General features: G+C 69.7%; 18 protein-coding genes. 15 read left to right on the forward strand and 3 right to left on the reverse strand.

From position 1 onward, the window contains the following. The first annotated feature begins 186 nt into the window (after positions 1-186). From topA to OG555_RS16295, 4 genes are all read left to right on the forward strand, one after another. Complete coding sequence (gene topA, locus OG555_RS16280; protein ID WP_329484832.1) at positions 187-2,853, forward strand: type I DNA topoisomerase; 2,667 nt, start codon at positions 187-189, stop codon at positions 2,851-2,853. A gap of 133 nt (positions 2,854-2,986) precedes the next feature. Next, the gene (locus tag OG555_RS16285; RefSeq protein WP_329483734.1) at positions 2,987-3,424 is read left to right on the forward strand and encodes a Fur family transcriptional regulator; all 438 of its coding nucleotides are present in this window, start codon (positions 2,987-2,989) and stop codon (positions 3,422-3,424) included. Between the two features lie 127 nt (positions 3,425-3,551). Continuing rightward, positions 3,552-5,330 (forward strand): sialidase family protein, encoded by a 1,779-nt coding sequence (locus OG555_RS16290; protein WP_329483735.1) that lies wholly within the window; start codon positions 3,552-3,554, stop codon positions 5,328-5,330. A gap of 98 nt (positions 5,331-5,428) precedes the next feature. Continuing rightward, positions 5,429-8,224 carry a glycoside hydrolase family 2 TIM barrel-domain containing protein gene (locus OG555_RS16295; protein WP_329483736.1) on the forward strand — a complete coding sequence of 932 codons (2,796 nt, stop codon included), beginning with the start codon at positions 5,429-5,431 and terminating at the stop codon, positions 8,222-8,224. Positions 8,225-8,357: 133 nt separating this feature from the next. Here OG555_RS16295 and OG555_RS16300 read toward each other — a convergent pair whose 3' ends face one another. Further along, complete coding sequence (locus OG555_RS16300) at positions 8,358-9,281, reverse strand: zinc-binding dehydrogenase (RefSeq protein ID WP_329483737.1); 924 nt, start codon at positions 9,279-9,281, stop codon at positions 8,358-8,360. Positions 9,282-9,342: 61 nt separating this feature from the next. On the opposite strand from OG555_RS16300, the gene OG555_RS16305 reads away from it, so the two are divergent. Beyond that, the gene (locus tag OG555_RS16305; RefSeq protein WP_329483738.1) at positions 9,343-10,209 is read left to right on the forward strand and encodes a LysR family transcriptional regulator; all 867 of its coding nucleotides are present in this window, start codon (positions 9,343-9,345) and stop codon (positions 10,207-10,209) included. A 274-nt stretch (positions 10,210-10,483) separates the two neighbouring features. Here the strand turns inward: OG555_RS16305 and yczR are convergent, their stop codons facing one another. Continuing rightward, positions 10,484-11,902 carry an aminotransferase-like domain-containing protein gene (gene yczR, locus OG555_RS16310; protein WP_329483739.1) on the reverse strand — a complete coding sequence of 473 codons (1,419 nt, stop codon included), beginning with the start codon at positions 11,900-11,902 and terminating at the stop codon, positions 10,484-10,486. A gap of 63 nt (positions 11,903-11,965) precedes the next feature. Between yczR and OG555_RS16315 the strand changes: the two genes are divergently transcribed. The 7 genes from OG555_RS16315 (at position 11,966) to OG555_RS16345 (ending at position 20,731) form a co-directional block, all read left to right on the forward strand. Further along, complete coding sequence (locus OG555_RS16315) at positions 11,966-13,096, forward strand: pyridoxal phosphate-dependent aminotransferase (RefSeq protein WP_329483740.1); 1,131 nt, start codon at positions 11,966-11,968, stop codon at positions 13,094-13,096. A 9-nt stretch (positions 13,097-13,105) separates the two neighbouring features. After that, complete coding sequence (gene tmk / locus OG555_RS16320) at positions 13,106-15,091, forward strand: dTMP kinase (RefSeq protein ID WP_329483741.1); 1,986 nt, start codon at positions 13,106-13,108, stop codon at positions 15,089-15,091. After that, the gene (locus OG555_RS16325) at positions 15,088-16,296 is read left to right on the forward strand and encodes a DNA polymerase III subunit delta' (protein WP_329483742.1); all 1,209 of its coding nucleotides are present in this window, start codon (positions 15,088-15,090) and stop codon (positions 16,294-16,296) included. Before tmk ends, OG555_RS16325 begins: the two co-directional genes overlap by 4 nt. A gap of 123 nt (positions 16,297-16,419) precedes the next feature. After that, the gene (locus OG555_RS16330; RefSeq protein ID WP_329483743.1) at positions 16,420-17,088 is read left to right on the forward strand and encodes a DUF4190 domain-containing protein; all 669 of its coding nucleotides are present in this window, start codon (positions 16,420-16,422) and stop codon (positions 17,086-17,088) included. A gap of 16 nt (positions 17,089-17,104) precedes the next feature. Continuing rightward, positions 17,105-18,079, forward strand: coding sequence for a DUF4190 domain-containing protein (locus tag OG555_RS16335; protein ID WP_329483744.1), 975 nt, complete (start codon positions 17,105-17,107; stop codon positions 18,077-18,079). 73 nt (positions 18,080-18,152) lie between these two features. Beyond that, complete coding sequence (locus OG555_RS16340) at positions 18,153-19,196, forward strand: PSP1 domain-containing protein (protein ID WP_329484833.1); 1,044 nt, start codon at positions 18,153-18,155, stop codon at positions 19,194-19,196. After that, positions 19,193-20,731: an alpha/beta hydrolase gene (locus OG555_RS16345; protein ID WP_329483745.1), complete on the forward strand. Its 1,539-nt coding sequence runs from the start codon at positions 19,193-19,195 to the stop codon at positions 20,729-20,731. The genes OG555_RS16340 and OG555_RS16345 overlap by 4 nt, the downstream gene beginning before the upstream one ends. A 25-nt stretch (positions 20,732-20,756) precedes the next feature. Here OG555_RS16345 and OG555_RS16350 read toward each other — a convergent pair whose 3' ends face one another. Next, positions 20,757-21,386, reverse strand: a complete 630-nt coding sequence (locus tag OG555_RS16350) for a hypothetical protein (RefSeq protein WP_329483746.1) — start codon at positions 21,384-21,386, stop codon at positions 20,757-20,759. Between the two features lie 113 nt (positions 21,387-21,499). On the opposite strand from OG555_RS16350, the gene OG555_RS16355 reads away from it, so the two are divergent. The 3 genes from OG555_RS16355 to OG555_RS16365 all read left to right on the forward strand — a co-directional run bounded on the left by OG555_RS16355 (position 21,500) and on the right by OG555_RS16365 (position 24,232). Next, on the forward strand, positions 21,500-21,844 hold the full coding sequence (locus tag OG555_RS16355) for a sterol carrier family protein (protein ID WP_329483747.1): 345 nt from the start codon (positions 21,500-21,502) through the stop codon (positions 21,842-21,844). 120 nt (positions 21,845-21,964) lie between these two features. Next, entirely contained in the window at positions 21,965-23,251 is a 1,287-nt protein-coding gene (locus tag OG555_RS16360; RefSeq protein ID WP_329483748.1) for an MFS transporter, read from the forward strand. A gap of 12 nt (positions 23,252-23,263) precedes the next feature. Then, positions 23,264-24,232 (forward strand): hypothetical protein, encoded by a 969-nt coding sequence (locus OG555_RS16365; RefSeq protein WP_329483749.1) that lies wholly within the window; start codon positions 23,264-23,266, stop codon positions 24,230-24,232. The last annotated feature ends 57 nt before the right edge of the window (positions 24,233-24,289 follow it).

Raw genomic sequence — 24,289 nt, forward strand, 5'->3', positions numbered from 1 at the left:
GTTGCCGTCGGCCGTACTCTGTCCTCGGACGGGGTCGGAGTGTGCTCGGGGGAACAGACGTCCGGTCACGGGCGTTGTCGGCAGGACGAGAAGGCGAGAGCAAGGAGCGCAGTGGCAGGGGCAGCAGGGACGAAGACATCGACGGGCAGGCGCCTGGTGATCGTCGAGTCGCCGAAGAAGGCGCGGATGATCGCCGGCTTCCTGGGGTCCGGGTACGTGGTGGAGTCGAGCTTCGGCCACATCCGGGACCTGCCGAGTGGGGCGGACGAGATCCCGGCGAAGTACAAGGGCCTGCCCTGGGCGCGGCTCGGCGTGAACGTCGAGGACCACTTCGACCCGCTGTACGTCGTGCCGGCCGACAAGCGGGCGCAGATCCGCAAGCTGAAGGACCTGCTGAAGGGCGCCGACGAACTCTTCCTCGCCACCGATGAGGACCGCGAGGGCGAGGCGATCGCCTGGCACCTGCTGGAGGAGCTGAAGCCGAAGGTCCCGGTCAAGCGGATGGTCTTCCACGAGATCACGCCGAAGGCGATTCAGGACGCGGTCGGCAACGCCCGGGACATCGACGAGGACCTGGTCGACGCGCAGGAGGCCCGCCGCATCCTCGACCGGCTGTACGGCTACGAGGTCTCGCCGGTGCTGTGGAAGAAGGTCATGCCACGGCTGTCGGCGGGCCGGGTGCAGTCGGTCGCGATCCGGATGGTGGTCGACCGCGAGCGTGAGCGGATCGCCTTCCGGAGTGCGTCGTACTGGGACCTGGACGCCACGCTGGACGCCGGCGAGAGCCGGACGCCGCGGCAGTTCCCCTCCCGCCTGGTCTCGGTGGACAGCAAGCGGGTGGCGCAGGGCCGCGACTTCAGCTCGATCGGTGAGCTGAAGGGCGCGAACACGGTCCACTTGAACGAGGAGACCGCGACCGCGCTGGCCGGCGCGCTGCGCGACTCGCAGTTCTCGGTCCGGTCGATCGACTCCAAGCCGTACACTCGCAAGCCGTACGCGCCGTTCCGGACCACCACGCTGCAGCAGGAGGCCGGCCGCAAGCTCGGCATGTCCGCCTCGCAGACGATGCAGATCGCCCAGCGGCTGTACGAGAACGGCAACATCACCTATATGCGAACCGACAGCGTCACGCTGTCGGACACGGCGATCACCGCCGCCCGGGCCCAGGTCCGCGAGCTGTACGGCGCGTCGTACCTGCCGGACAAGCCGCGGGTCTACACCTCCAAGGTGAAGAACGCGCAGGAGGCGCACGAGGCGATCCGGCCGGCGGGCGAGGTCTTCCAGACCCCGGCGCAGACCGGTCTGTCCGGCTCGGAGTACCGGCTGTACGAGCTGATCTGGATGCGCACGATCGCGTCCCAGATGAAGGACGCCGAGGGCCGCAGCGTCTCGATCCGGATCGACGCGACCGCGTCGACCGGCGAGAAGTGCGAGTTCACGTCGTCCGGCCGGGTGATCACCTTCCACGGCTTCCTCAAGGCGTACGTCGAGGGCGCGGACGACCCGTCCGCCGGGACGGACGACCAGGAGACCCGGCTGCCGGACGTCGCCGAGGGCGACGTGCTGCCCGCGATCGAGGTGCTCGCCTCCGGGCACGAGACCAAGCCGCCGGCGCGCTACACCGAGGCGACGCTGATCCGGGAGATGGAAGAGCGCGAGATCGGGCGGCCGTCGACGTACGCCACGATCCTCGGCACGAACGTGGCTCGCGGGTACATCTACAAGAAGGGCCAGGCGCTGGTGCCGGCCTGGCTGGCGTTCGCGGTGGTGCGGCTGCTCGAGGAGCACTTCACCCGGCTGGTCGACTACGCGTTCACGGCCACCATGGAGGACGTCCTCGACGAGGTCGCCTCCGGTGACCTGCAGCGCGAGGGCGTGCTGTCCCGGTTCTACTTCGGTGACACCAACCTCGAGGGCCTGCAGTCGATGGTGAGCGACCTGGGCGACATCGACGCCCGGGAGATGTCGACGTTCCCGGTCGGCGGTGACGACAGCGGCATCGTGCTCCGGGTCGGGCGCTACGGGCCGTACGTCGAGGACAAGGACGAGCGGCGCGCGAACGTACCGGAGGACCTGCCGCCGGACGAGCTGACCGTCGAGAAGGCCCAGGAGCTGCTGTCCCAGCCGTCCGGTGTCGAGCACGAGCTCGGTACGGCGCCGGACACCGGCCTGCGCGTGGTTGCGAAGGCGGGCCGGTTCGGACCCTATGTGACCGAGGTCCTGCCGGAGGACGCGCCGAAGGGCGCGAAGCCGCGGACCGGTTCGCTGCTGAAGTCGATGGCACTGGACAGCATCGGCCTCGACGACGCGATGAAGCTGCTGTCGCTGCCGCGAGTGGTCGGCAAGGACCCGGCCACCGGCGAGGAGATCACGGCGCAGAACGGGCGCTACGGGCCGTACCTGAAGAAGGGCACGGACTCGCGGTCGCTGCAGACCGAGGACCAGATGTTCGACATCACCCTCGAGGAAGCGCTGAAGATCTACTCCGAGCCGAAGCAGCGTGGGCGCCGGGCTGCCGCGCCGCCGCTGAAGGAGCTGGGCGCGGACCCGGAGTCCGGTCAGCCGGTGGTGGTGAAGGAGGGGCGCTTCGGTCCGTACGTGACCGACGGCGAGACGAACGCGACGCTGCGCAAGGACGACTCGGTCGAGACGATCTCGCTGCTGCGCGCCGCCGAGCTGCTGGCCGACAAGCGGGCCCGCGGGCCGGTGAAGAAGACCGCCAAGAAGTCGGCCACCAAGAAGACCGCCGCGAAGAAGACGACGGCCAAGAAGACCACCACGAAGAAGACGGCCGTGAAGAAGGCCGCCGCGAAGAAGACCACGGCCAAGAAGACGGCAGCGAAGAAGTCCTGAAAGAGGGTGCGCCCGTGACGGCATCGATGCCACGCCTCCGGCGCGGCGGGTCATGGGGCTTTTACTCCCGGCCTTCCCTCGTCGCTCCGGTCGCTTCGCTCCCTACGTTCCTCAGTCCAGGCCGGGAGGCCCCATGACCAGTCCGGTCGAGGTCAGCGCGCAGCGGCTCCGCGAGCGGGGTGAGCGGGTCACCCCGGCTCGGCTGGCGGTCGTCGAGGTGCTCGCGGGGACCGAGGAGCACCTGAGCGCGGAGCAGATCGGCGAACGGGCCGAGGAGCTGCGCCCGGGGATCCACCGTGCCACCGTCTACCGGGCTCTCGACGCGCTCGGTGAGTTCGGCCTCGTCACGCACGTCCACCTCGGCCGGGCGGGGACGACGTACCACCTGGCGGGGGATCTCGCGCCACGCCACCTGCACCTGCGTTGCTCCGAGTGCGGGAAGGTGTACGACGCTCCCGGCGACATCCTCGAGTCGGCCCGGAAGAAGGTCCAGCGCGAGCTCGGCTTCCACCTGGCCCCGGAACAGGTGGCCCTCGTCGGCATCTGCAAGAACTGCGCCGAGAGCACTTGACGTGAGCCCTGGGCGCATGATGCGGCCAGGCTTACGCTGGCGCCGGACACGTTTGTCACGGCCCAGGCCATTCCTGTGGTGAACGCTCCGCTTGCCCGGACCTGGGCCGCGCGGAGAGGAGTCCCCCGTGCGTTCCTTACGACGATGTCTGATCCTGGCCGCCGCTCTCGCGCTCGGCGCGATCGGCGTTCCGGCAGCCCACTCCGCCCCTGCGGTCGACGCGTTGGTCAGCGTCGCCAGCCCCACGAACCTCCACCCACGCAATGCGCAGAACGAGCCCGCACTGGCGGCCAGCGCTCATCGCCCGGACGTACTCGCGGCCGGCGCCAACGACCTGGTGGACATGCAGCCGTGCTCGCGTGAAGCGTCAACCCAGCACGCGGCCTGTTCGTTCCCGCTCGGAACCTTCAACCTGGGCGTCGGCCTGACGGGTGTGTACTTCTCGTTCGACCGCGGTCACACCTGGACCCAGCCGACGTACTCAGGCCTGACCGCGGCCGACTGCAGTCCGACCGTCGAGCCCTGCGTCCCACACGTCGGCCCGATTCACACCGTGCCGAACTACTACGAGAACGGCCTGCGTTCGCGCAGTGACCCAGGCGTGGCCTTCGGACCCGCCCCTGGTCCGAACGGATTCTCCTGGGGCAACGGCGACCGGCTCTACCTGTCCACTCTGGCCACGAACCTCACCGACACCGTGATCCGCAACGGCAGCGGCCAGAACAGCCCCACCGGGGTGACCGTCTCGAGCATCGACAACGCGACGCCGGACCGGATCGCCGTCCAGTCCAACTGGTCGCAGCCGTACTTCGCCGCACCGCATGCGGCCTTCAGTTCCGGACTCGACAAGGAGCAGATCTGGGCGGACAACGCCGAGAGCAGCCCGTTCTTCGGCAACGTGTACGTCTGCTACTCCGACTTCCACAGTTTCAGCGGGGGCAACGCCTTCCCGCTGAAACCGATGGTGTCCACCTCCCGTGACGGCGGGGTCACCTGGAAGCAGCACCAGGTCGCACCGGCTATCGCCAACGGCAAACAAGGTTCGTACGACGGTTGCACCGTGCGGACCGACAGCCACGGTGTCGTCTACGTGTTCTTCACGCACTTCGGCGGGACGAGCCTGGCCGGCTTCCACAGCGTGATCAAGTCGCTGGACGGCGGCCAGACCTGGCGGCGGCCGCAGGATGTCGTGGCGATCACCGACCCGTGCTTCCACAACGACCCGGTGACCGGGCGGTGCATCATCGACGGGGTCTCGGGGGCTCGGACCGACCTGGCCGCGATGCCGAGCATCGACATCGCCAACGGCGCGCCGACCGGCGTGGACGCAACCAACGAGATCGTCGACGCGTGGGTCGACGGCCGCGACGGTCCCGACAACGAACGGGCGTTCTTCGCCTACTCGTCCAACGGGGCGGCCTCCTTCAGCACACCGACGCCGATCTCGCCGGCGGGTGATATCGCGGCGTACGCCGCGCCGGCCATCAGCCCGGACGGCACCCGGGTGTATGTGACGTCCCAGTCGTTCACCCAGCCGTTCCAGACGACCACGGTGAATCCGCGGCCGGAGCACGGCGTACTGCAGACTGCCGCGATCGGGGCAGGTGGTGCGCCAGGCGCGTGGACGACGGAGTACACCGGTCCGCTCGGCGATGCGCGCGGTTCGTCGCAGGGCCGGATCCTGTACAACGAGTTCCTCGGCGACTATGTCTACAGCATCGCCACCCGTGACTATGGCGCCGGTGTGTGGACCGACGTCCGCCGTACGGCCGACTGCCCGGCGTTCGACGCCTGGCGTCAGCAGTCCGCGAATGCCGGCCAGGTGGTTCTGCCCGCGCCTTGGCCGCTCGGCGACTGCCCGGCCGACTTCGGCAACAACGACATCTTCAGCGCCACCACCGGATAGGAGTACGCACGGACAGCCCTGGCCACATCGGGTCAGGGCTGTCCATATCTGTTGATCGATGTGGATTCGTGAACAGCTAGGGCTTAGGCTCGATACCTGTGACCCAAGACCACAGCTACGTCGAGGACTTTGCTCCCGGCGCCAACGTGCTTCCCCCGCGGGCCTGGCTGGACGACGACTCGGCCAAGCTGCCGCTGTCCGGTGATTGGAGCTTCCGGCTGTCGCCGAGCGTGGCCGACGCCCCGGACGACCTGAAGGTCCCGGACACCTCCGGATGGGACACGATCGCCGTCCCTGGTCACTGGCAGCTCAGTGGGTACGGCGCGCCGGCGTACACGAACGTGGTCTACCCGTTCCCGCTCGAGCCGCCGTACGTGCCGACCGACAACCCGACCGGTGACTACGTCCGGACCGTGGCGATCCCGGCGGACTGGGCCGGCGCCCGCGTGGTGCTGCGGTTCGAGGGTGTGGACTCGCGGTTCGCGGTGCACGTCAACGGCGAGCTGGCCGGCTGGTCGTCCGGTTCGCGGCTGCCGTCGGAGTTCGACGTCACCGACCTGGTTGCCCCAGGCAAGGAAGCGCGGATCGTGGTCCGCGTGCACCAGTGGTCGGCCGGCAGCTATGTCGAGGACCAGGACATGTGGTGGCTGTCCGGGATCTTCCGCGAGGTCAACCTGATCGCCCTGCGTCCGGGTGTCGCGACCGACGTTTTCGTCAAGGCGGCGTACGACCACCTCGACGGCGCCGGCACGCTGCTCGTGGAGTCCGACGTACCGGGCACTGTTTCGGTGCCCGAGTTGGGCCTGGAGCTGGCGACCGGCGAGCACACGCGGATCGAGAGCGTCGAGCCGTGGAGCGCCGAGGTGCCACGCCTGTACGACGGTGTGCTGCGGACCGAGGGTGGTGAGGTGCGGCTGCGGATCGGCTTCCGCACGGTCGCGATCGTCGACGGCATCCTGACCGTCAACGGCAACCGGGTGCTGTTCAACGGCGTCAACCGGCACGAGTTCCACCCCGACCGCGGTCGCGCGCTGACCGAGCAGGACATGCTGGACGACGTACTGCTGATGAAGCGGGCCGGGATCAACGCGGTCCGGACCAGCCACTACCCGCCGCACCCGCACTTCCTCTCGCTGTGCGACTCCTACGGCCTCTACGTGATCGACGAGTGTGACCTGGAGACGCACGGGTTCGGGTACGAGCCGCAGCCGCCGAAGCTGCCGAACCCGGTGATGGACCCGCGGTTCCGCGACGACCTGGTGGCGCGGATGGCGCGCACTGTGCACCGGGACAAGAACCACCCGTCGATCATCATCTGGTCGCTCGGCAACGAATGCGGGATGGGCGAGAACCTGCGCGCGATGTACGACCTGGCGAAGGAGCTCGACCCGTCGCGGCCGGTGCACTACGAGCGCGACACCGAGGCCGAGTTCGTCGACATCTACTCGCGGATGTACACCTCGCCGGAGGGCTGCGCGGAGATCGGCGCCGACTCCTCGCTGTACCGGAACCTGCCGTTCATCCTGTGCGAGTACGGCCACGCGATGGGCAACGGGCCGGGCGGGCTGCTCGACTACCGCGAGGTGTTCGACAAGTACCCGCGCTGCCAGGGCGGCTTCATCTGGGAGTGGATCGACCACGGCATCCGGACCACGATCGACGGACGCGAGGTCTACGCGTACGGCGGTGACTTCGGCGAGACGATCCACGACGGGAACTTCGTCTGCGACGGGCTGCTGTTCCCGGACCGGACGCCGTCACCCGGCATGCTCGAGTACGTCAAGGTGATCGAGCCGTTGCGGATCGTTGCTGATGGCAACGGTGGGGTGTCGATCACGAACCGCTACGAGGTGTTGGACACGAGTCATCTGACGTTCACGATCGTGACCGAGGTCGAGGGTGAGCTGGTCGGGAGCGGAACTCTGCCGGTCCCGGCGATCGCTCCGGGCGAGACCGTGTCGGTGGAGTTTCCGCCCGGCGTGATCAAGGCGGGTGACGCGGGTCGGCCCGACACCTGGGTGACCGTGGCGGCCGAGCTCACCTCGCCGACCCCGTGGGCCGAAGCCGGACATCGGATCGCCTGGGGTCAGATCCGGCTGGACGAGCCGGCTGAGCCAGCGGCTGTTGTTGGTGGATCGCCCGCTGACGGTGAGGCAGGCGTCGCTGGGATCACCGTCGCCGGTGTGAAGAACGCCCGGCTGGATGTCTGGCGAGCGCCGATCGACAACGACGCTATTCCCGGGGTTGCGAAGGCCTGGCGTGAGCAGGGTCTGCACCGGGTGCAGCACCGGATCGTCTCCCAGGGTGAGCGCGACGGCGCGTGGGAGGTCGTGACCCGTACGGCGCCGCCGCAGCTGCAGTGGGGTCTCGTCAGCACCTGGCGCTGGACCGCCGTCGACGACGCGGTCGTTCTCGAGCTGAACGTCGTACCCGAAGGCCTGTTCCCGGAGGTGCTGCCGCGGCTCGGCGTCACCTTCGAGCTTCCGAAGGTGGAGCGCGTCGAGTGGTTCGGCACCGGCCCCAACGAGGCGTACGCCGACAGCCGCGAGGCCGCCGCGGTCGGCAAGTACTCGGCCACGGTCGCCGAGCTGCAGACGCCGTACGTCCGCCCCCAGGAGAACGGCCACCGCATCGACACCCGCTGGGCCACCTTCGACGGCCTCCGCGTCGAGGCGATCGGCACCCCCTTCGGCCTCACCGTCCGCGACTGGACCACCGACGACCTGGAGACCGCCAAGCACACCGCGGACCTCGTCCCCGGCGACACCACCTACGTCACCCTCGACATCGCCCAATCCGGCGTAGGCACCGCCGCCTGCGGCCCGGCCCTCCCGGACCGCGACAAACTCACAACAGCCCCGGCCACCCTCGCCGTCCGCTTCACCACGGCATAGGTCACCTCGCCGGTCCACCTACGCGGACCGCCAGGCCATCACAACGACGCGAATCCGAGCGACTCCCGCGCGAAGGTGCCGCCGGCTCCGCGTTGTGATGGCGTGGCGATCCGTGGGTGGACGGCGCGATCGGCTAGTCGAGGTGGAGGACTGCCTTGCCGCGGACCTCGCGGTTGAGGAGGGCTGTGATCGCTGTGCCGGCGTCGTGCCACGAGCCGTGCCAGCCGATCTGCGGGTCGAAGCGGTTGGCGGCCACGAGGTCGAGCAGGTAGGCGAGGTCTGGACCGAACGGCCCGCTGACGGCGAAGGCCGAGATCGGTTGCCGTCCGCCGCGGCGCCGGGCTGCCTCGAAGTCGAAGCTGACCACCTGGCCGGCCGTGCTGCCGATCGACAGGGCGACGCCATCCGGCTCGACCAGTTCGTACGCCGCCGTCAGGGTGTCACCGCCAACCACGTCCAGTACGGCGTACACCGGGCTGAGGTTGTCGAGTGTGGTCACTACCTCGCTCGCGCCCAGCTCGGTCAGACCGAGACCTCGTCCGGCAGCGCCAACGGCTGCGACCACCTCTGCGCCTGCCAGCGCAGCCAGTTGGACCGCTGCGCGGCCGACCCCACCTGAGGCGCCGGTGACCAGTACCCGGCGACCCAGTGTGGAGCCGAGCCGCCGTACCGCTTGGAGGGCGCTCACGGCTGCACCTGGTAGGGCAGCGGCCGACGCGAGGTCGACCTCGGCCGGTACGACGGCGATGTCCGCGGTGTCGACTGCTTGGAACTCAGCCCATGCACTGGCCGGCCGGAACCCGGCCACGCGCTCACCGACGCCCGGGCCCGAGCCGTCCTTGGCAGCACAGACGACGATTCCGGCCGAGTCTCGCCCGACGATGTCGCCGGGGCGATGGACGACATCCATCCGGGCCACCTCGACCCAGTTGAGCGCGGCGTACTCGACGGCGATCAGAGCCTGCCCCGGCCCGGGCCGCGGGACGGCGCCCTCGGCCATCCGGAGACCGTGCGGGGGATCGAAGACGAGCGCGCGCATCTGCTGAGGAAGACTCATGCGTCCAGCCTGTGGTGAGCTGGGCCGGGTGGTCCAAGATCTGCTGGTACAACCGTTGGTTATGGACGCACACGTGCGGGACCTGCGGTACTTCGTGGCGGTGGCCGAGGCAGGGAGCTTCACCGCGGCGGCCGAGCGGTTGTACGTGAGCCAGCCGGCGCTGTCCAAGCAGGTTCGGGCGTTGGAGAAGAACCTGGGTCGCGTTCTGCTCTGCCGCGACAGTCGAGGGATCTGCCTGACTCCGGCCGGCGCCGAACTGCTGCCACGGGTGCGTGAGGTGATCGAGCGATGGGAGGCCGCGGTCGCGACTCTGGAAGGACATTGCGATCACCTGGTGATCGGCATGCAGACGAGTCCGGGGCGGAACCTGCTGCCGCGGATCAGGAATCACCTGCCCGAGCCGATCGAGTTCGACCTGCGTCAGGTCCCGTGGGACGACCCCACCGCGGGACTGGCCGCGGGCACCACGGACGCCGCCTTCTGCTGGTTGCCGCTGCCGGAGCCGTCGGCGTACCGGTGGCTGACCTTGGCACGGGAGCGGCGGGTCGTCGCGATGACGGAGAACCATCCACTGGCGCGGCGGGAGTCGGTGCGGTTCGCCGAGATCGTGGACGAGCCGATCCTTGCTTTGCCGCGGAGCGCGGGAGCGTTACGGGATCACTTCCTCGCCCTGCCGGAGCGAGCCGGGGCACCGCCCGTGATCGCCGGGACCATCAGCGACCCGGAGTCGACGTACGAGGCCGTGGCCGGTGGCCGCGGCATCTGCTTGCTTGCCGAAGGCAACGCTCCGGTGCTGGCCCGCGGCTGCGTCGTCATGGTGCCGGTCACCGATCTGCCACCGAGCGAACTCGTCCTGGCGTGGCGGGCCGATGCGTCCTCGACCGCCTTGTGGCAGTTCGTCCAGGCCTGCGCCGAGGCCACGAGCTGAAGACCGTTCCGGCGGCCTGTCCTACGCGTCGGTGCCCGGCGCCGCGTTCGCAGACCGGCGTCGGCCAATCACGCGGACTGCCAGGCCATCACAAACGCGCGCCCGGGGGCAACTCCCTCGCACGGGTACTGCGAGCCCTGCACTTGTGATGGCATGGCGGTCCACGGTTGGTCGGGGCACCACGGGGTTGGTCAGTGCGATAGGTCCGTGATTTGGCCGACCCGCGACGTGCGGTCCAAGCGCTCAGACCAGTGCGTTATGCGTCATCGCTCGATCAGATGGCGATGGTCGGGCGGGGGTGTACTCGGTCGGCTGGGGGGTTGTAGGCGTGCCAGGCGGTGGTCAGGCGCGTGACGGCCTCGGTGAGGTCGTCCGGGCGGGCTCGGAAGTGCAGGCGGACGTAGGGGTCGCTCGCGCCGGTGACGTCGAGGCCGGCGCCGGGGAGGATGGCCAGGCCGTGGCGGAGGGCTGTTTGGGCGAAGGAGTTGCCGTCGCCTTGGGGGAGTTTCACCCAGAGGGTTTGGCCGCCTTGGATGGCTGGGACGTGCCAGCTGGGGAGGTGCTCGGCCAGGAGGGCTTGGAGGTGGTCGTGGCGGGATTGGAGTTCTTCCGCGCGGCCTAGGTCGTCCAGTTGGGTGATCAGGTGGGCGGCGGCCAGTTGCGCAGGGACGTTGCCGCCCAGGTCGTGGACGGCTCGGATGCGGGCCAGGCGGTTGACGAGGGGTACGGCGGCGCGGATCCAGCCGGTGCGGAGGCCGCCCCAGATGCTTTTGCTGAGGGAGCCGACCGAGATGACAGCGTCGCTGAAGGCCGCCAAGGACATGGGCCGCGGCTCACCGGGGAAGCCGAGGTCGGCCGGCACTTCGTCCTCGATCAGTGGTACGTCGGCCGCGCCCCTGGCCAGTCGCTCACGGGCCAGCGGGGGGAGCACCGAGCCGGTGGGGTTCTGGTACGTCGGGATGACGTAGACGGCCGCTGGACGACGCTCCCGGACGGCGGCCTCGAAGCCCTCGAGTCCGACCGGCAGACCGCGCAGGACCGCGCCCTTCTCCCGGAACGCCTCCAAAGCACCCGGGTACGTCGGTGCCTCGACCAGCACCTGATCGCCAGGCGACAGCAACGCATGGGCCAGCAACGACAGCGCTTGCTGACCCCCGTTCGTCACCAGGATCTGGTCCGGCGTCGTCGGCACACCCTGCTCGGCATAACGGTCGGCCAGCGCCTCACGCAGTACCGGATGGCCGTACGGGTAGTACCCGATGTCACCCGAGATCCGGCTGAGCTCCGGCACGATCTGCGCGTACGCCTCGGCCAGTTGCGGCGGGGGATCGCCGGGAGCGGCACAGATGGCGAGCAGTACGTCGTCGTCCCGCGACTCCAGTGAGTCGAGGAAGATCGGATCCACGGGGGCGTCCTCAAGAGCACCGGTCGTCGGCGTACCGGCGACCCGCGTCCCACTGCCCTGACGGCGAGTGATCCGCCCCTCCGACCGCAGAAGTTCGTACGCCCCGACGACTGTGGTCCGCCCGACTGCCAGCGCGCCGGCGAGTGCCCGGTCCGGTGGCAGCAGCACACCGGGAGGTAGTTCGCCGTCGTCGATCAGCCGGCGGAGCCGGGTCGCGAGCAGCACGTACAGCGGGCCGCGGCCGGACGACCAGCGGCCCAACCGCTCAACCACCTCGATTGGCCTCATTCGCGAACCAATTCTGCCGGATTGGCTCTGGGGATGCCAGCGAAACCCTCGGACGATGGCGGTATGGCCACCTTTCCCCGCAACGACATCGCGTCCCTGACCGCCGAACATCCCCGGCACGACCTGGGCGAGAGCTACGGGCCGGACCTGCGCATGGGCGACCTCCTGACTCCGGAGCTCGCCCACCTCGAGCTCGGCTACGGCACCGCGCCCGGCGACCTCCGGCTGCGTACGGCGATCGCGGATTCATATTTGGACAGCTCATCGCGTCCGGGCCGCCACGGCGTACGCCCGGAGCAGGTCGTCGTCACGGTCGGTGGAATGCACGCGATCTTCCTGCTCGCCTACCTGCTGGTGGATCGCGGCGGTCAGGTCGTCACGACCCAGCCGCTGTTCCCGTCGACCGGCAACGCCTACGCGTCGATCGGTGCCGACGTCCGCGTGGTCCCGCTGACCTTCGACGACGGCTACCGCCTGACTGCCGACGCCGTCCGTGCGCAGCTCACGCCCGACACCAAGCTGGTCAGCCTGACGACACCACAGAACCCGTCCGGAGTCGCCATACCCCGCCAGACCCTGGAAGAGATCGTCGCCGCCATGGCCGAGATCTGCCCGGACGCGTACCTGATGGTCGACGAGACCTACCGGGCCGCGGCGTACGGCGACGATCCGGTCGCGGCGACCGCGGTCGACCTCGGCCCGAAGGTCGTGACGGTCGCGTCGCTGTCGAAATGCCACGGCGCGGCCGCGCTGCGGATCGGCTGGCTCGTCAGCACCGATGCGGACCTGGTCGACCGCGTGGTGACCGCGAAGTTCAACACGGTCGTGTCCGCGTCCCCGGTGACCGAGGCGCTCGCCGTCCGGGTGCTGGAGCGCGAGGACGAGATTCTCGCCGTACGACGGGCGTCGCTCGCCGAGGGACTGGCCATCACCGAGGGGTGGGTGCGGGACAACAGCGACGTGATCGAGTGGATCCGGCCGGATGCGGGTGCGCTGTGCGCGGTTCGGCTGAAGCCGCAGGTCGATCTGGGTCGGTTCCGCCGGGCGGCCGCGGACTTGGGGGTGCGACTGGCCGACGGCGACTGGTTCGGCGACGAGCCCGGGGTGTTCCGGCTGGGGTTCGGATTCCCGCCTCCGGTCGAGCTGAAGGCGGCCCTGGATGCGCTGCGTCAGGCTGTCGATGCCGCCCACTAGGCTTTGGGTGTGCCGGAGGTTTATGACCCGCTGACCGATCCTGCACCGGCGCACGATGTGCGTGCGGTGTTGCGGATCCGGGCGTTCCGGCGGCTGTGGGTCGGGTTCGGGCTGTCCAGTCTCGGCGACTGGATCGGGTTGCTGGCGTTGACGGCGATGGCGAAGGCGTTCGCCGGCGACGACTACCAGGCGGCGAACTTCGCGATCGGCGGGGTGCTGTTCCTGCGCGTGCTGCCCGCCCTGGTGATGGGCCCGGTGGCCGGCTGGATCGCGGACCGGTTGGACCGGCGCTGGACGATGATCATCGGCGATCTGATCCGGGCCGCGTTCTTCGTCAGCATCCCGCTCGTCGGCACGCTGACCTGGGTGCTGGTGGCAACCGTGCTGATCGAGATCGTCAGCCTGATCTGGGGTCCGGCCAAGGACGCCAGCGTGCCCAACCTGGTGCCCCGGCACCGGCTCGAGGCGGCCAACCAGATCAGCCTGATCACGACGTACGGGACCGCCCTGCCGGCCGCGGTCATCTTCACCGCGATCACCCTCCTCTTTCGCTGGGCCGGCGACTTCGCCATCAACCTGGCCGTTTATGTGAACGCCGCGACCTTCGTCGTCTCGGCCTTGGCGATCCTGTCGGTCGCCGAGATCGGCCGCGCCGTCCACGAGCACGAGGATCACCCGACGCTGTGGCGGACCATGGTCGAGGGCTGGTCCTACGTCACCGGTACGCCGGTCGTCCGCGGCCTCGTGGTCGGGATCTCCGGCGCGTTCGCGGCCGGTGCGGTGGTGATCGGCCTCGGCCGCACGTACGTCGAGGATCTCGGCGCCGGCGATCCCGGGTACGGCGTCCTCTTCGGGGCCGTCTTCGGTGGTCTCGCGCTCGGCATGGGCTTCGGGCCGCGGATCTTCTCCGGCCTGTCCCGGCGCCGGCTGTTCGCCGCCGGACTGGTCGGTTCCGGCATCTGCCTGGCCGGCCTGGCACTGATCCAGCAGATCGAGATCGCCACGATGATCGCGATCCTGCTCGGCTTCTGCGCCGGCGCCTCCTGGGTCTCCGGTTACACCCTGCTCGGTCTCGAGGTCCCGGACGCGGTCCGCGGGCGGACCTTCGCGTTCGTCCAGTCCGCCGTCCGCACGGTCCTGGCGGTCACGCTGGCGATCGCGCCGTTCGCCGCCGGGGCGATCGGCCGGCAGACGTACACGATCGGCGGGAAGTCCGTCACCTACAACGGCGCTTCGATGACCATGCTGATCGCCGCGATCGTGGCCGGCGTGATCGGCCTGATCGCCTGGCGGCAGATGGACGACCGACCGGGCGTCCCGTTCTGGGGCGACTTACGGCGCAGCTTCGGCAAGACTCCTGGTGTGTATCCGACCACCGGACTGTTCATCGCGCTGGAAGGCGGCGAGGGCGCGGGGAAGTCGACGCAGTCCGCGCTGCTGGTCGAGTGGCTCAAGGAGCAGGGCCAGCAGGTCCTGCTCACCCGTGAGCCGGGTGCGACCGACCTCGGCAAGACGCTGCGGCAGATCGTCCTCGATCCGGCCACCGGCGACATCTCGCATCGTGCCGAGGCGTTGATCTACGCCGCCGACAAGGCCGAGCACGTGGACTCGGTGATCAAGCCCGCGCTCAAGGCTGGCGCCGTCGTCATCACCGATCGGTACGTCGACTCCGCGCTGGCGTACCAGGGATCCGGGCGGGACCTCGACCTGTCCGACGTCGAGCGGGTGAACCGCTGGGCCACCGACGACCTCCGGCCGAACCTGACCATCCTGCTCGACCTGCCCCCGAAGAGCGGCCTCGGCCGCTTCGCCGAGCGGGACCGGATCGAGTCGCAGTCGCACGACTTCCACGAGCGGGTCCGGACCGCGTTCCTCGAGCTCGCCGCCGCGGAGCCCCAGCACTACCTGGTCCTCGACGCCACGCAGGACCGCGACGACCTCGCCCAGCAGATCCGCGCCCGGCTCCAGCCGATCCTTCCGAAGGTGGACCTATGAGTGTGTGGGACGACCTGGTCGGGCAGGAGCCGGCCGTCGCCGTGCTGACGAGGGCCGTGGCCGGCGCGGCGGCCGGGATGCGGGGCGAGACCGGCGCCGCGGTGGCCGGGATGACGCATGCGTGGTTGATCACCGGCCCGCCCGGATCCGGCCGGTCGAACGCCGGGCGGGCGTTCGCGGCCGCGCTGCAGTGTCAGGACCTGGGCTGTGGCGAGTGCAAGGACTGCCGTACGGCGCTCAGCGGCGCGCACCCGGATGTGTCGCTGATCCGCACCGAACTGCTGTCGATCCGGGTCAGCGAGATCCGTGAACTGGTCCGACGGGCGGCGATGAGCCCGACCCAGGGCCGGTGGCAGGTGATGGTCGTCGAGGACGCGGACCGGTTGACCGAGCAGGCCGCCGACGCGTTGCTGAAGAGCATCGAGGAGCCCGCGCCCCGGACGGTCTGGGTGCTGTGCGCGCCGACCGTGGAGGACGTCGTACCGACAATCCGGTCGCGGTGCCGGCTCCTGGTGCTGCGGACGCCGCCGGTGGCCGCGGTGGCCGACATGCTGACCAGCAAGCTGGGAGTGGATCCGGAGCTGGCCGGGTTCGCGGCGCGGGCGGCGCAGGGGCACATCGGGCGGGCGCGGGCGCTGGCGCGCGACGAAGAGGTGCGCGACCGGCGGAACAAGGTGCTCGAGGTTCCGTTCGCACTACGGGATCTCGGGGCGTGCCTGAAGGCTGCCCAGCAGTTGGTCGAGGCGGCCAAGGACGAGGCCAAGGCCAGCGCCGAGAAGGTCGACGAGAAGGAGCGGGCCGCGCTCGAGCAGGCGCTCGGCGTCGGGACCAAGGGCGCCAAGCCGCGCGAGGCCAACGCTGCGCTGAAGGAGCTCGACGAGCAGCAGAAGGCGCGCGCCAAGCGCTGGGAACGCGACGTGCTCGACCGGTCACTCGTCGATCTGATGGCGCTCTACCGGGACGTGCTGGTCGTGCAGACCAACGCCGGCACCGAGTTGATCAACGCCGAGCTGCACCGCACCATCGAGCAACTGGCCGGCCGGACCACGCCGGAGCAGACCATTCGCCGTATCGATGCGATCACTGCCTGTCGTGAGGCCATCGAGGCCAACGTCGCACCGCTGCTCGCCCTCGAGGCGATGACCGTGTCGCTGTTCGAGGGCCGCAACGACGGCCCGCACGTCCCGCGCCGGGTCCAGCGATAACCGCGTGGTCACTGTCTGAGACTGCCGTCCGATTACTGGGCAGCTGCTGTAACACCGAGACCGGCCAGTCCGATGTTTGGGTGTCCGAGCACTACCGCTCGGCCGATCGCCGAACGGACGCCAATGAGCCAGCCGCCCCCTCCGATCCAGCCGGCGCGGCCCTCGCTGCCGCCGGCTGAATCGTGGTTGGCCGGCGTACCGACACCGGCGCAGCAGCGGCAGGACCGCTACGCCGTGGCGGCGTTCGTGACCAGCCTTCCCGGCCTGGTCCCGATCGCCCTGGTGCTGGCCGGGATCGCGTTGCGCCGGATCAAGCGGACCGGCGGCCGCGGCAAGAAACTCGCGTACGGCGCCTTGGCGGTCAGTCTGTGCTGGGTGCTCGCGACCAGCGTCGCGGTCACGCTCAACCTGCTCGGCGAGCGTCGGGCCGGCATCGGCCGGACCGTCGGGATCGCGCAGGTCGCCGTCGGGCGGTGCTTCGACGCGGACCTGGAGGCCGCAGCCCTGCGGGTGGTGCGGATCGCGGACTGTGCGGTTGCGCACACCGGGGAGGCGTACGCGAAGGTCCGCGCCAGTCTGACCGGCCTGGCCGCCGACCAGACCCAGACGGTCGCGACCCAGCAGTGCGCGACCTCGTTCAGCGCGTTCGTCGGGAAGCCGTACGAGCGGTCCGAACTGGACATGTACTACGTCGTCCTGGAAGATCGTGCTGTTGCTGATGGCAACGTCCTGTGCCTGCTCGGAATGCCGGGGATGCGGCTGACCGGTAGTATGCGCGGATCGCAACGGTAGTACTCGCGGGGGAAGAGTGACGCAGCCACCATACGACCCGGACGCGGGCCGCCCACAGGACGCGCCGAGGTCGTTCCCGAACTACGGCCGGCCCGACCAGCCGCACGCCCAACAGCCCGCCACCCCATGGGCCGCCCCAGGCCAGCCTCAGCCCCAGCAGCCGCCACCGCCGTACGGCCAACCGCAGCCGCAGCCCACGCAGCCGCCGTACGGCCACGCTGGTGGGCAAACGCCGTACGGACAGCCGGGTGGCCAGGCGCCGTACGGCCAACCGCAGTACGGGCAGCCGCAGTATCCGGCGGCGTACGGCCCGGCGCCGGCGCCCTATGGGTACGGCTACGGGTATCCGGGGACGACGGGTGGCACCAACGGGCTGGCCACGGCGGCGCTGGCGACCGGCATCGGCGGCATCTTCTTCGGCCTCGCCGCCCCAGTGGCGATCGGCCTGGGCATCGCCGCCCTGGTCCAACTCAAGAAGCGCCAGGAAACCGGCAAGGGAATGGCGATCGCCGGCCTGGTCATCGGCTCCCTGACCATCATCGGCTATCTCGTCCTCTTCGGCGTCCTCATCGCGATCGGCTCAACCGTCGACGACACCTCCAGCGCCCCCGAGCCCGTCTCGTCAGCTCCGGCCGACATCACGTACGTCGAATACCTGGCCGTCGGCGACTGCTACGACGACGGCGAGGACGAGAACGAGGCGATCCGAAAGCCCTGTGCGGAGCCGCACGACGCCGAGATCATCGCCGATGTCACGCTCCCGGACGGTCCGTACCCGGGCGACAAGGGTGTTCGCAAGGCTGCCGACAACACCTGTGCGACGGAGTTCGGCACGTACGTCGGCACCCCGGCGGACGAGTCCGAGCTCGAGTTCGTGTACTGGTCACCCGATGAGAGCCTGTGGAACCACAACGACCGCCTGGTGGTCTGTGCGGCGTACGGACCGGACGACGAGCCGCTCACCGGGAGCGTGAAGGGCACCCACCGCTGAGCACCCCCGGTCGGGTGGGTAGGAGCGCGCATGGGTGGAGCTGGCTTCCGGCAAGTACCCTGGCGCCGTGGGCATGGTTATGGCTGTGTCGTTCGAGCGGTATGGGCGGCTCTACTACCTGGACCCCGGCCCGCATCGTCCGCGTGTCGGGGACAAAGTGCTGGTTCCGACCGATGACGGGCCGGAGGTGGCGGAGTGCGTGTGGGCGCCGCAGTACGTCACCGAGGAGATCGGCGGCCTGCCGCTGTGTGAGGGTGTCGCCACGTCCGCGGACCTGGATCGCGACGAGCAGAACCGGCAGCGGCGCGCCGACGCCCGGGTGATCGCGAAACGGACGATCCGGCAGCACGGCCTGCCGATGAAGGTGGTCGGCATCGACTTCGTCGACCGCCGTGCGGACGTCGATCAGCTCGTCATCGTGTACTTCTCCGCGCCGCACCGGGTCGATTTCCGCGAGCTCGTGCGGGATCTGGCCAGGGCGCTCCGGGCGCGGATCGAGCTCCGGCAGGTGGGTGCGCGCGACGAGGCCCGGCTGCAGGGCGGGATCGGGCCGTGCGGGCGGGACCTGTGCTGCGCGACCTTCCTGAAGGACTTCGAGCCGGTCAGCGTACGGATGGCGAAGGACCAGGACCTGCCGCTGAACCCGTTGAAGATCTCGGGCGCGTGCGGGCGGCTGATGTGCTGCCTGAAGTACGAGCACCCGCTCTATCAGGAGTTCAACGCGAAGGCGCCGGCGGCCGGGACCCAGGTGGAGACCCCCGCGGGTGATGGAGTGGTGGTCGGGCACAACGTTCCGAGCGACACCGTGGTAGTCCGGCTGGCGGCATCCGGCCGGCGGTGCGCGTGCAGCCGCGCGGACGTGTGCTCGCCGCGGCAACAGTACGAAGCCTCCAGTACGACGACCTCCGACGCACCACTGCCCGAGGAGCCGGCTGACGTCGTACCGGACGAACCCGGGGTCACGGACGCACCAGCAGCCCAGGCGGCGGCCGAGACGCCACCAGCTGGAACGGCGGCCGAGACGACGGCGGCCGAGGCGCCCGAGGAGCGGCGGCCACGCAAGCCACGGCGCCGGCGCCGACTGCACCACGAAGACGAGGGAGAAAGCCCGCAGTGAGATTCCGCAGGACAACGGTGCTGGTGGCAGCCCTGGCGGTGCTGGTGAGTGGGTGTGGGGTGGCGAGTCGCGCGCAGGATGCGGGTGACGGTACGGCGACCGGGACGGGGGCCAACCCGCCCAAGGGGCCGGTCGGGCCGATCCCGGCCGGGCTGGAGAAGTTCTACCAGCAGCAGCCGGACTGGCAGCGCTGTGGCTCCAACCAGCAGTGCGCCACGATCACGGTGCCGCTGGACTACACCAAGCCGACCGGTCAGACGATCGAGCTGCGGGCGCGGAAGGTGCCGGCCAGGGACCGGGCCGGGAAGATCGGGACGTTGTTCATCAATCCGGGCGGGCCGGGTGCCTCCGGCGAGAAGTTCGCCGCCTCGGCCGGGTTCGTGCTGGGCTCGTCGCTGCTGCGGAAGTTCGACGTGATCGGCTGGGACCCGCGCGGGGTCGGCCAGTCGACTCCGGTGCGCTGCTTGGACACCGCGCAGATGGACAAGTTCATCGCGACCGACGGCAGCCCGGACAACGAGGCCGAGATCACCGACCTCAACAACGAGGCGAAGATCCTCGCGGACGGCTGTGAGCAGCGGTCCGGCGAGCTGCTGCCGCACGTGTCGACCAAGGACGCCGCGCGCGACATCGACGTACTGCGGGGGATCGTCGGCGACCCGGAGCTGTACTACCTCGGCTTCTCGTACGGCACCTACCTGGGCGCGACGTACGCCGAACTCTTCCCGAAGAACGTCGGCCGGCTGGTGCTCGACGGCGCGGTCGACCCGTCGAAGACCGCGAAGCAGAACAACATCGCCCAGGCGAAGGGCTTCGACACCGCGCTGGACGCGTTCGCGGAGGACTGCGCCCAGCGGTCGTGCCGGCTCGGCAGCAGCAAGGCCGAGGTGCTCGCGAAGATCGACAAGCTGATCAACGACAGTGACGCGACCCCGCTGCCCGGCGACGGGAAACGCGAGGTCACGCAGGCGCTGGTGTTGCTCGGCGTGCTGTCCCCGCTCTACCTGAAGCAGCTGTGGCCGCAGCTCGAGGACGCGGTCCTCGACGGCCTGGCCGGGAACGGCGCTCGCCTGCTCGCGCTGGCCGATCAGTACACCGACCGCGAGCCGTCGGGGTACTCGGACAACGCCAACGAGGCGATCTATGCGGTCAACTGCCTGGATCGCCCGGACATCACCTCGGTCGCGGAGGCCAAGGCAGAGATGCCGGAGTACGAGGCGGCCTCGCCGCGGTTCGGGAGCGCGCTGCTCTGGGGCTCGCTGCCGTGCGCGAACTGGCCGGTGAAGGCCGAGGACAAGCCGCACACGATCAAGGCGGCCGGCGCGAAGCCGATCATGGTCGTCGGCACCACTCGCGACCCCGCGACGCCGTACGAATGGGCCGTCGGGCTCGCGCACCAGCTGGAGAGCGGCGTGCTGATCACCCGCGACGGCGACGGCCACACCGGCTACAAGCAGGGCAATCCGTGCGTGGACAACGCCGTGGAGAGCTACCTGCTGCAAGGTACGGCGCCGACCGCCGACATCAAGTGTTAGCCGGCGCGTAGCGCCGGAAGTCTGTTCAGTTCGGACGGGTGTCGCCCGCTGAGGGCGGGAGCTGCAGCGTGTCGGTGGCGTGCTGGAGGATGGCGCGCAGGCCGGCCTCGTCCTGCGGGCGCCCGCCGACGGTGATCTCGACCGCGGAGCTCGTGCCGCCGTCGGTGGAGATCCAGCGGGACAGGCCCATCCGCGGCCCGCGCGTCTGGTCGACGTACGTGTAGATCAGCGTGCCGTTGTCGCGGCTGATCACCTTGAGATCCCGCTCGTTGATGCTGCGGGCCCGGGCCGCTACCAGCTCGTCCGGGGACTGCTTGCTGCCGCGGGTGTCGAACCGGAGCTGCCAGACGCCGGTCGGGTCCAGGAACCGCGGCCGCGTGCCGGCCTGGGAACTCTTCCACCCGGTCGGGACCTCGGCCGACACCGGTGCGTCCGCGCTGCCGAAGGTCTGTACGGCGTACTGCAGGGAGTCGGGCTGGAGCCCGTCGGTCCGGGCCGGCGTGCTGGCGGCGGGTTGACTGTTCACGATCCCGGCCGGGGTGTCGTCACCTGCCAACGGATTGCCGTTGAAGGCGAGCACCGCGCCGAACACGGCTACGCCGACGGTCATTCCCGCCAGCGTCATCAGCAGTGCCTGGTGCCTGGGCGTGAGCATCCCGACCTCGCTTCCCTCTCTCCCGGCCGATTATCCCCGACAAGAGGGGCGTCTCCGCAATCGGCCGCTACGGATGAGCACCAAACTTCGTCGCGGCAGTACGCTGACACCTCGTGAGCACGCACGACCCCGCATTTCACCAGGCCCTGCAGCGATATGACGCCGGTACGGCGGAACGCGCCGACCTCAAGTTGCTCACCAAGCAGCTGCTGAAGCTCCTGGTCGCGAAGGCTCCCGGACACGCGGTCGAGGTGCGGGTCCCGCCGTACGGCGCGGTCCAGTGCATCGAGGGTCCGCGGCATACCCGGGGTACGCCGGGCGCCGTGGTCGAGCTCCCGCCCGAGCTCTGGATCGACCTGGCCCTCGGCCGCGTCGCCTGGGCGGACGCCCGCCACTCCGGCAAACTCCGCGCCAGCGGCGAACGCACCGACCTGAGCGCCCTGCTGCCACTGGCCTGAGAGCGCGCACATCGCAGACAGCACTGAGCCGCGGCACCCCCAGGATGCCGCGGCCGCGTGCATCTCACGGTAGGGACAAATCGGTTCTTCCCCGGCGATCGGAGCTGGCACTATGTGCCAGTGGCAGCAAGTGTCCGCGCGTGGCTGGCCCGGCTCCGTGTCGATCTGACCCCGTGGCACAGCTCTCGCGACTACCGCATCCTGCTGGTGTCGGGATCGGTCTTCTTCCTGGGCGGCATGTTCGGGTACGTCGCGCTGCCGTACCAGCTGTACCAGCTCACCGGCTCCAACTTCGCCGTCGGTGCGATGGGTCTGGTGACGATCGCGCCGCTCGTCGTCTTCGGCCTGTACGGCGGCGCCCTCGCGGACCATGTGGACCGCCGGAAGCTGCTGATCGGCACCGGCATGGCGCAGGCCCTGATCTGCGCGGCACTGCTCGGCAACTCGTTGCTGGACCACCCGCAGGTGTGGCTCATCTACGTCTGCGGCGCGCTGAACGCAATCGCCACCTCCCTGCAGCGGCCGAGCCGGGAGGCCCTCCTCCCGCGGGTCGTGCGGCACGAGGAGATCCCGGCCGCGGTCGCGCTCAGCTCGCTGACGATGCAGGTCGGCCAGCTCGCAGGCCCGGCGCTCGCCGGCCTGCTGGTCGGAGCGGTCGGCGTGACCTGGGCGTTCGCGGTCGAGCTGACCGGCCTGGTGCTCGCGACCGCGCTCTACCTCGGCCTGCGCCCGTACCGGACGAATGAGCACAGCACGCCGCCGAGCCTGCGCGCGATCGGCGGCGGGATCGTGTACGCGTTCCGCCGCAGAGACCTGCTCGCCACCTACCTGGTGGACATGGTCGGGATGTTCCTGGCGATGCCGATCGTGCTGTTCCCGGCGTTCGCCACCGAGATCCTGCAGCAACCGAAACTGCTCGGTCTCCTCTACAGCGCCGAGGCGATCGGGGCGATGTGCGCCAGCCTCACCAGCGGCTGGGCGAAACACGTCCACCACCAGGGCCGGGCCGTCGTCCTCGCCACTATCTGCTGGGGTGCCGCGGTCGGGATCGCCGGGCTGGCGCCGAACATCTGGTTCGCCATTGCGTTCTTCGCCGTAGCCGGAGCCGCGGACATGGTCTCGGTGCTGTTCCGGTCGGTGATCTGGAACCAAACGATCCCGGACGAGATGCGCGGCCGGCTCGCGGGCATCGAGATGCTCGGCTACTCCCTCGGTCCGCTCGGCGGCCAGGCCCGTTCCGGCCTGGTCGCAGACCTCACCGGTGTCCGGGCGGCGATCGTCAGCGGTGGCGCCTTGTGCGTCGTCGGCGTGATCGGGACCGCGGCCTGGCTGCGCGAGTTCTGGCAGTACGACTCCCGCACCGACGAACACGCGGTCCGCGAAAGGGAACTACGCACAGCCAGTTAAAGTCTTGGCATCATGCGTATCCGCCTTGTACTGATCGTCGGCCTGCTGGTCGTCGCGGGGTGTAGTGGTCCTGGACAGGAGGATGCCCCGAACGTGCCGCCGTTGGTCTCGGTCAGCACCGCGCCTACCGAGACCCCCTCGGAGACGCCGTCCGAGACCCCGAGCGGTCCGGCCACGTCCAAGGTCGCTGACACGCTGTGTGTGCGGATGGATCAGTCGCTGGTGCAGTCGACGCTCGGGGTGCCGGTGGTGCAGATCCAGCCCAAGGCGATCCCGGCCGAGTTCGGGTTGCCGACGTACGACGTCTGTCAGCTCGGTCTCAGCACCAGTCCGAACGGGCCGGTCCTGCGGGTCGGGACTTCGGTGCTTCCGGCAACCAAGGCGACGCTGGCGGCGACGCAGAAGGCCTATGCCGCGACGAAGGGCGAGAAGGCCAAGCCCGTGGTCGTGGGTGAGGGTGGCTACGGGACCAGCACGTTCGTGGTGTTCCTGCTGGACGGGCGGTTGTACAAGGTCAGCGGACCACCGGCGACCCTGGCGAAGTACGTCGTACTCGGGCAGGAGGTGGTCCGGCAGGCGCCCGGATTGCCGGAGGCACAGCCGCTGATCGCGCGGCCGGACTGTGAGCGCGGATCGGCCGCGGCGGAGAAGGTGATGGGCGCGCCCGCGATGGTCCGCCGGGACGGTCAGACCGCGCTCGGTGACCTGGTCTGTGGCTGGGTGAACCCGACGAGCGTGCTCTCCACATCAGTACGGCGTACTCCGAACGCGGAGGCCTTGATGGCGCCGATGCGGAAGGCCGCGACGTCGCAGCCGATCCCGCTGGGCGACGAGGCGTACGTCGACACCGCCACCGGGCGGACCACGATCCGGGTCGGCGACGACAAGCTGGTCGACCTCGTCCCACTGCCTGCCCGGCCGATCGACCCGGACCTGATGATCACCTTCGCCCTGGCGATGTCCCCGCTGTACACCCGCTGAAACCGTGCCTTTCTGTACCGAAGGACGGGTAGTGGTCGGCTGATTCGGCCTCCAGTT

Source organism: Kribbella sp. NBC_01484 (genome assembly GCF_036227145.1).
Classification (GTDB): domain Bacteria; phylum Actinomycetota; class Actinomycetes; order Propionibacteriales; family Kribbellaceae; genus Kribbella.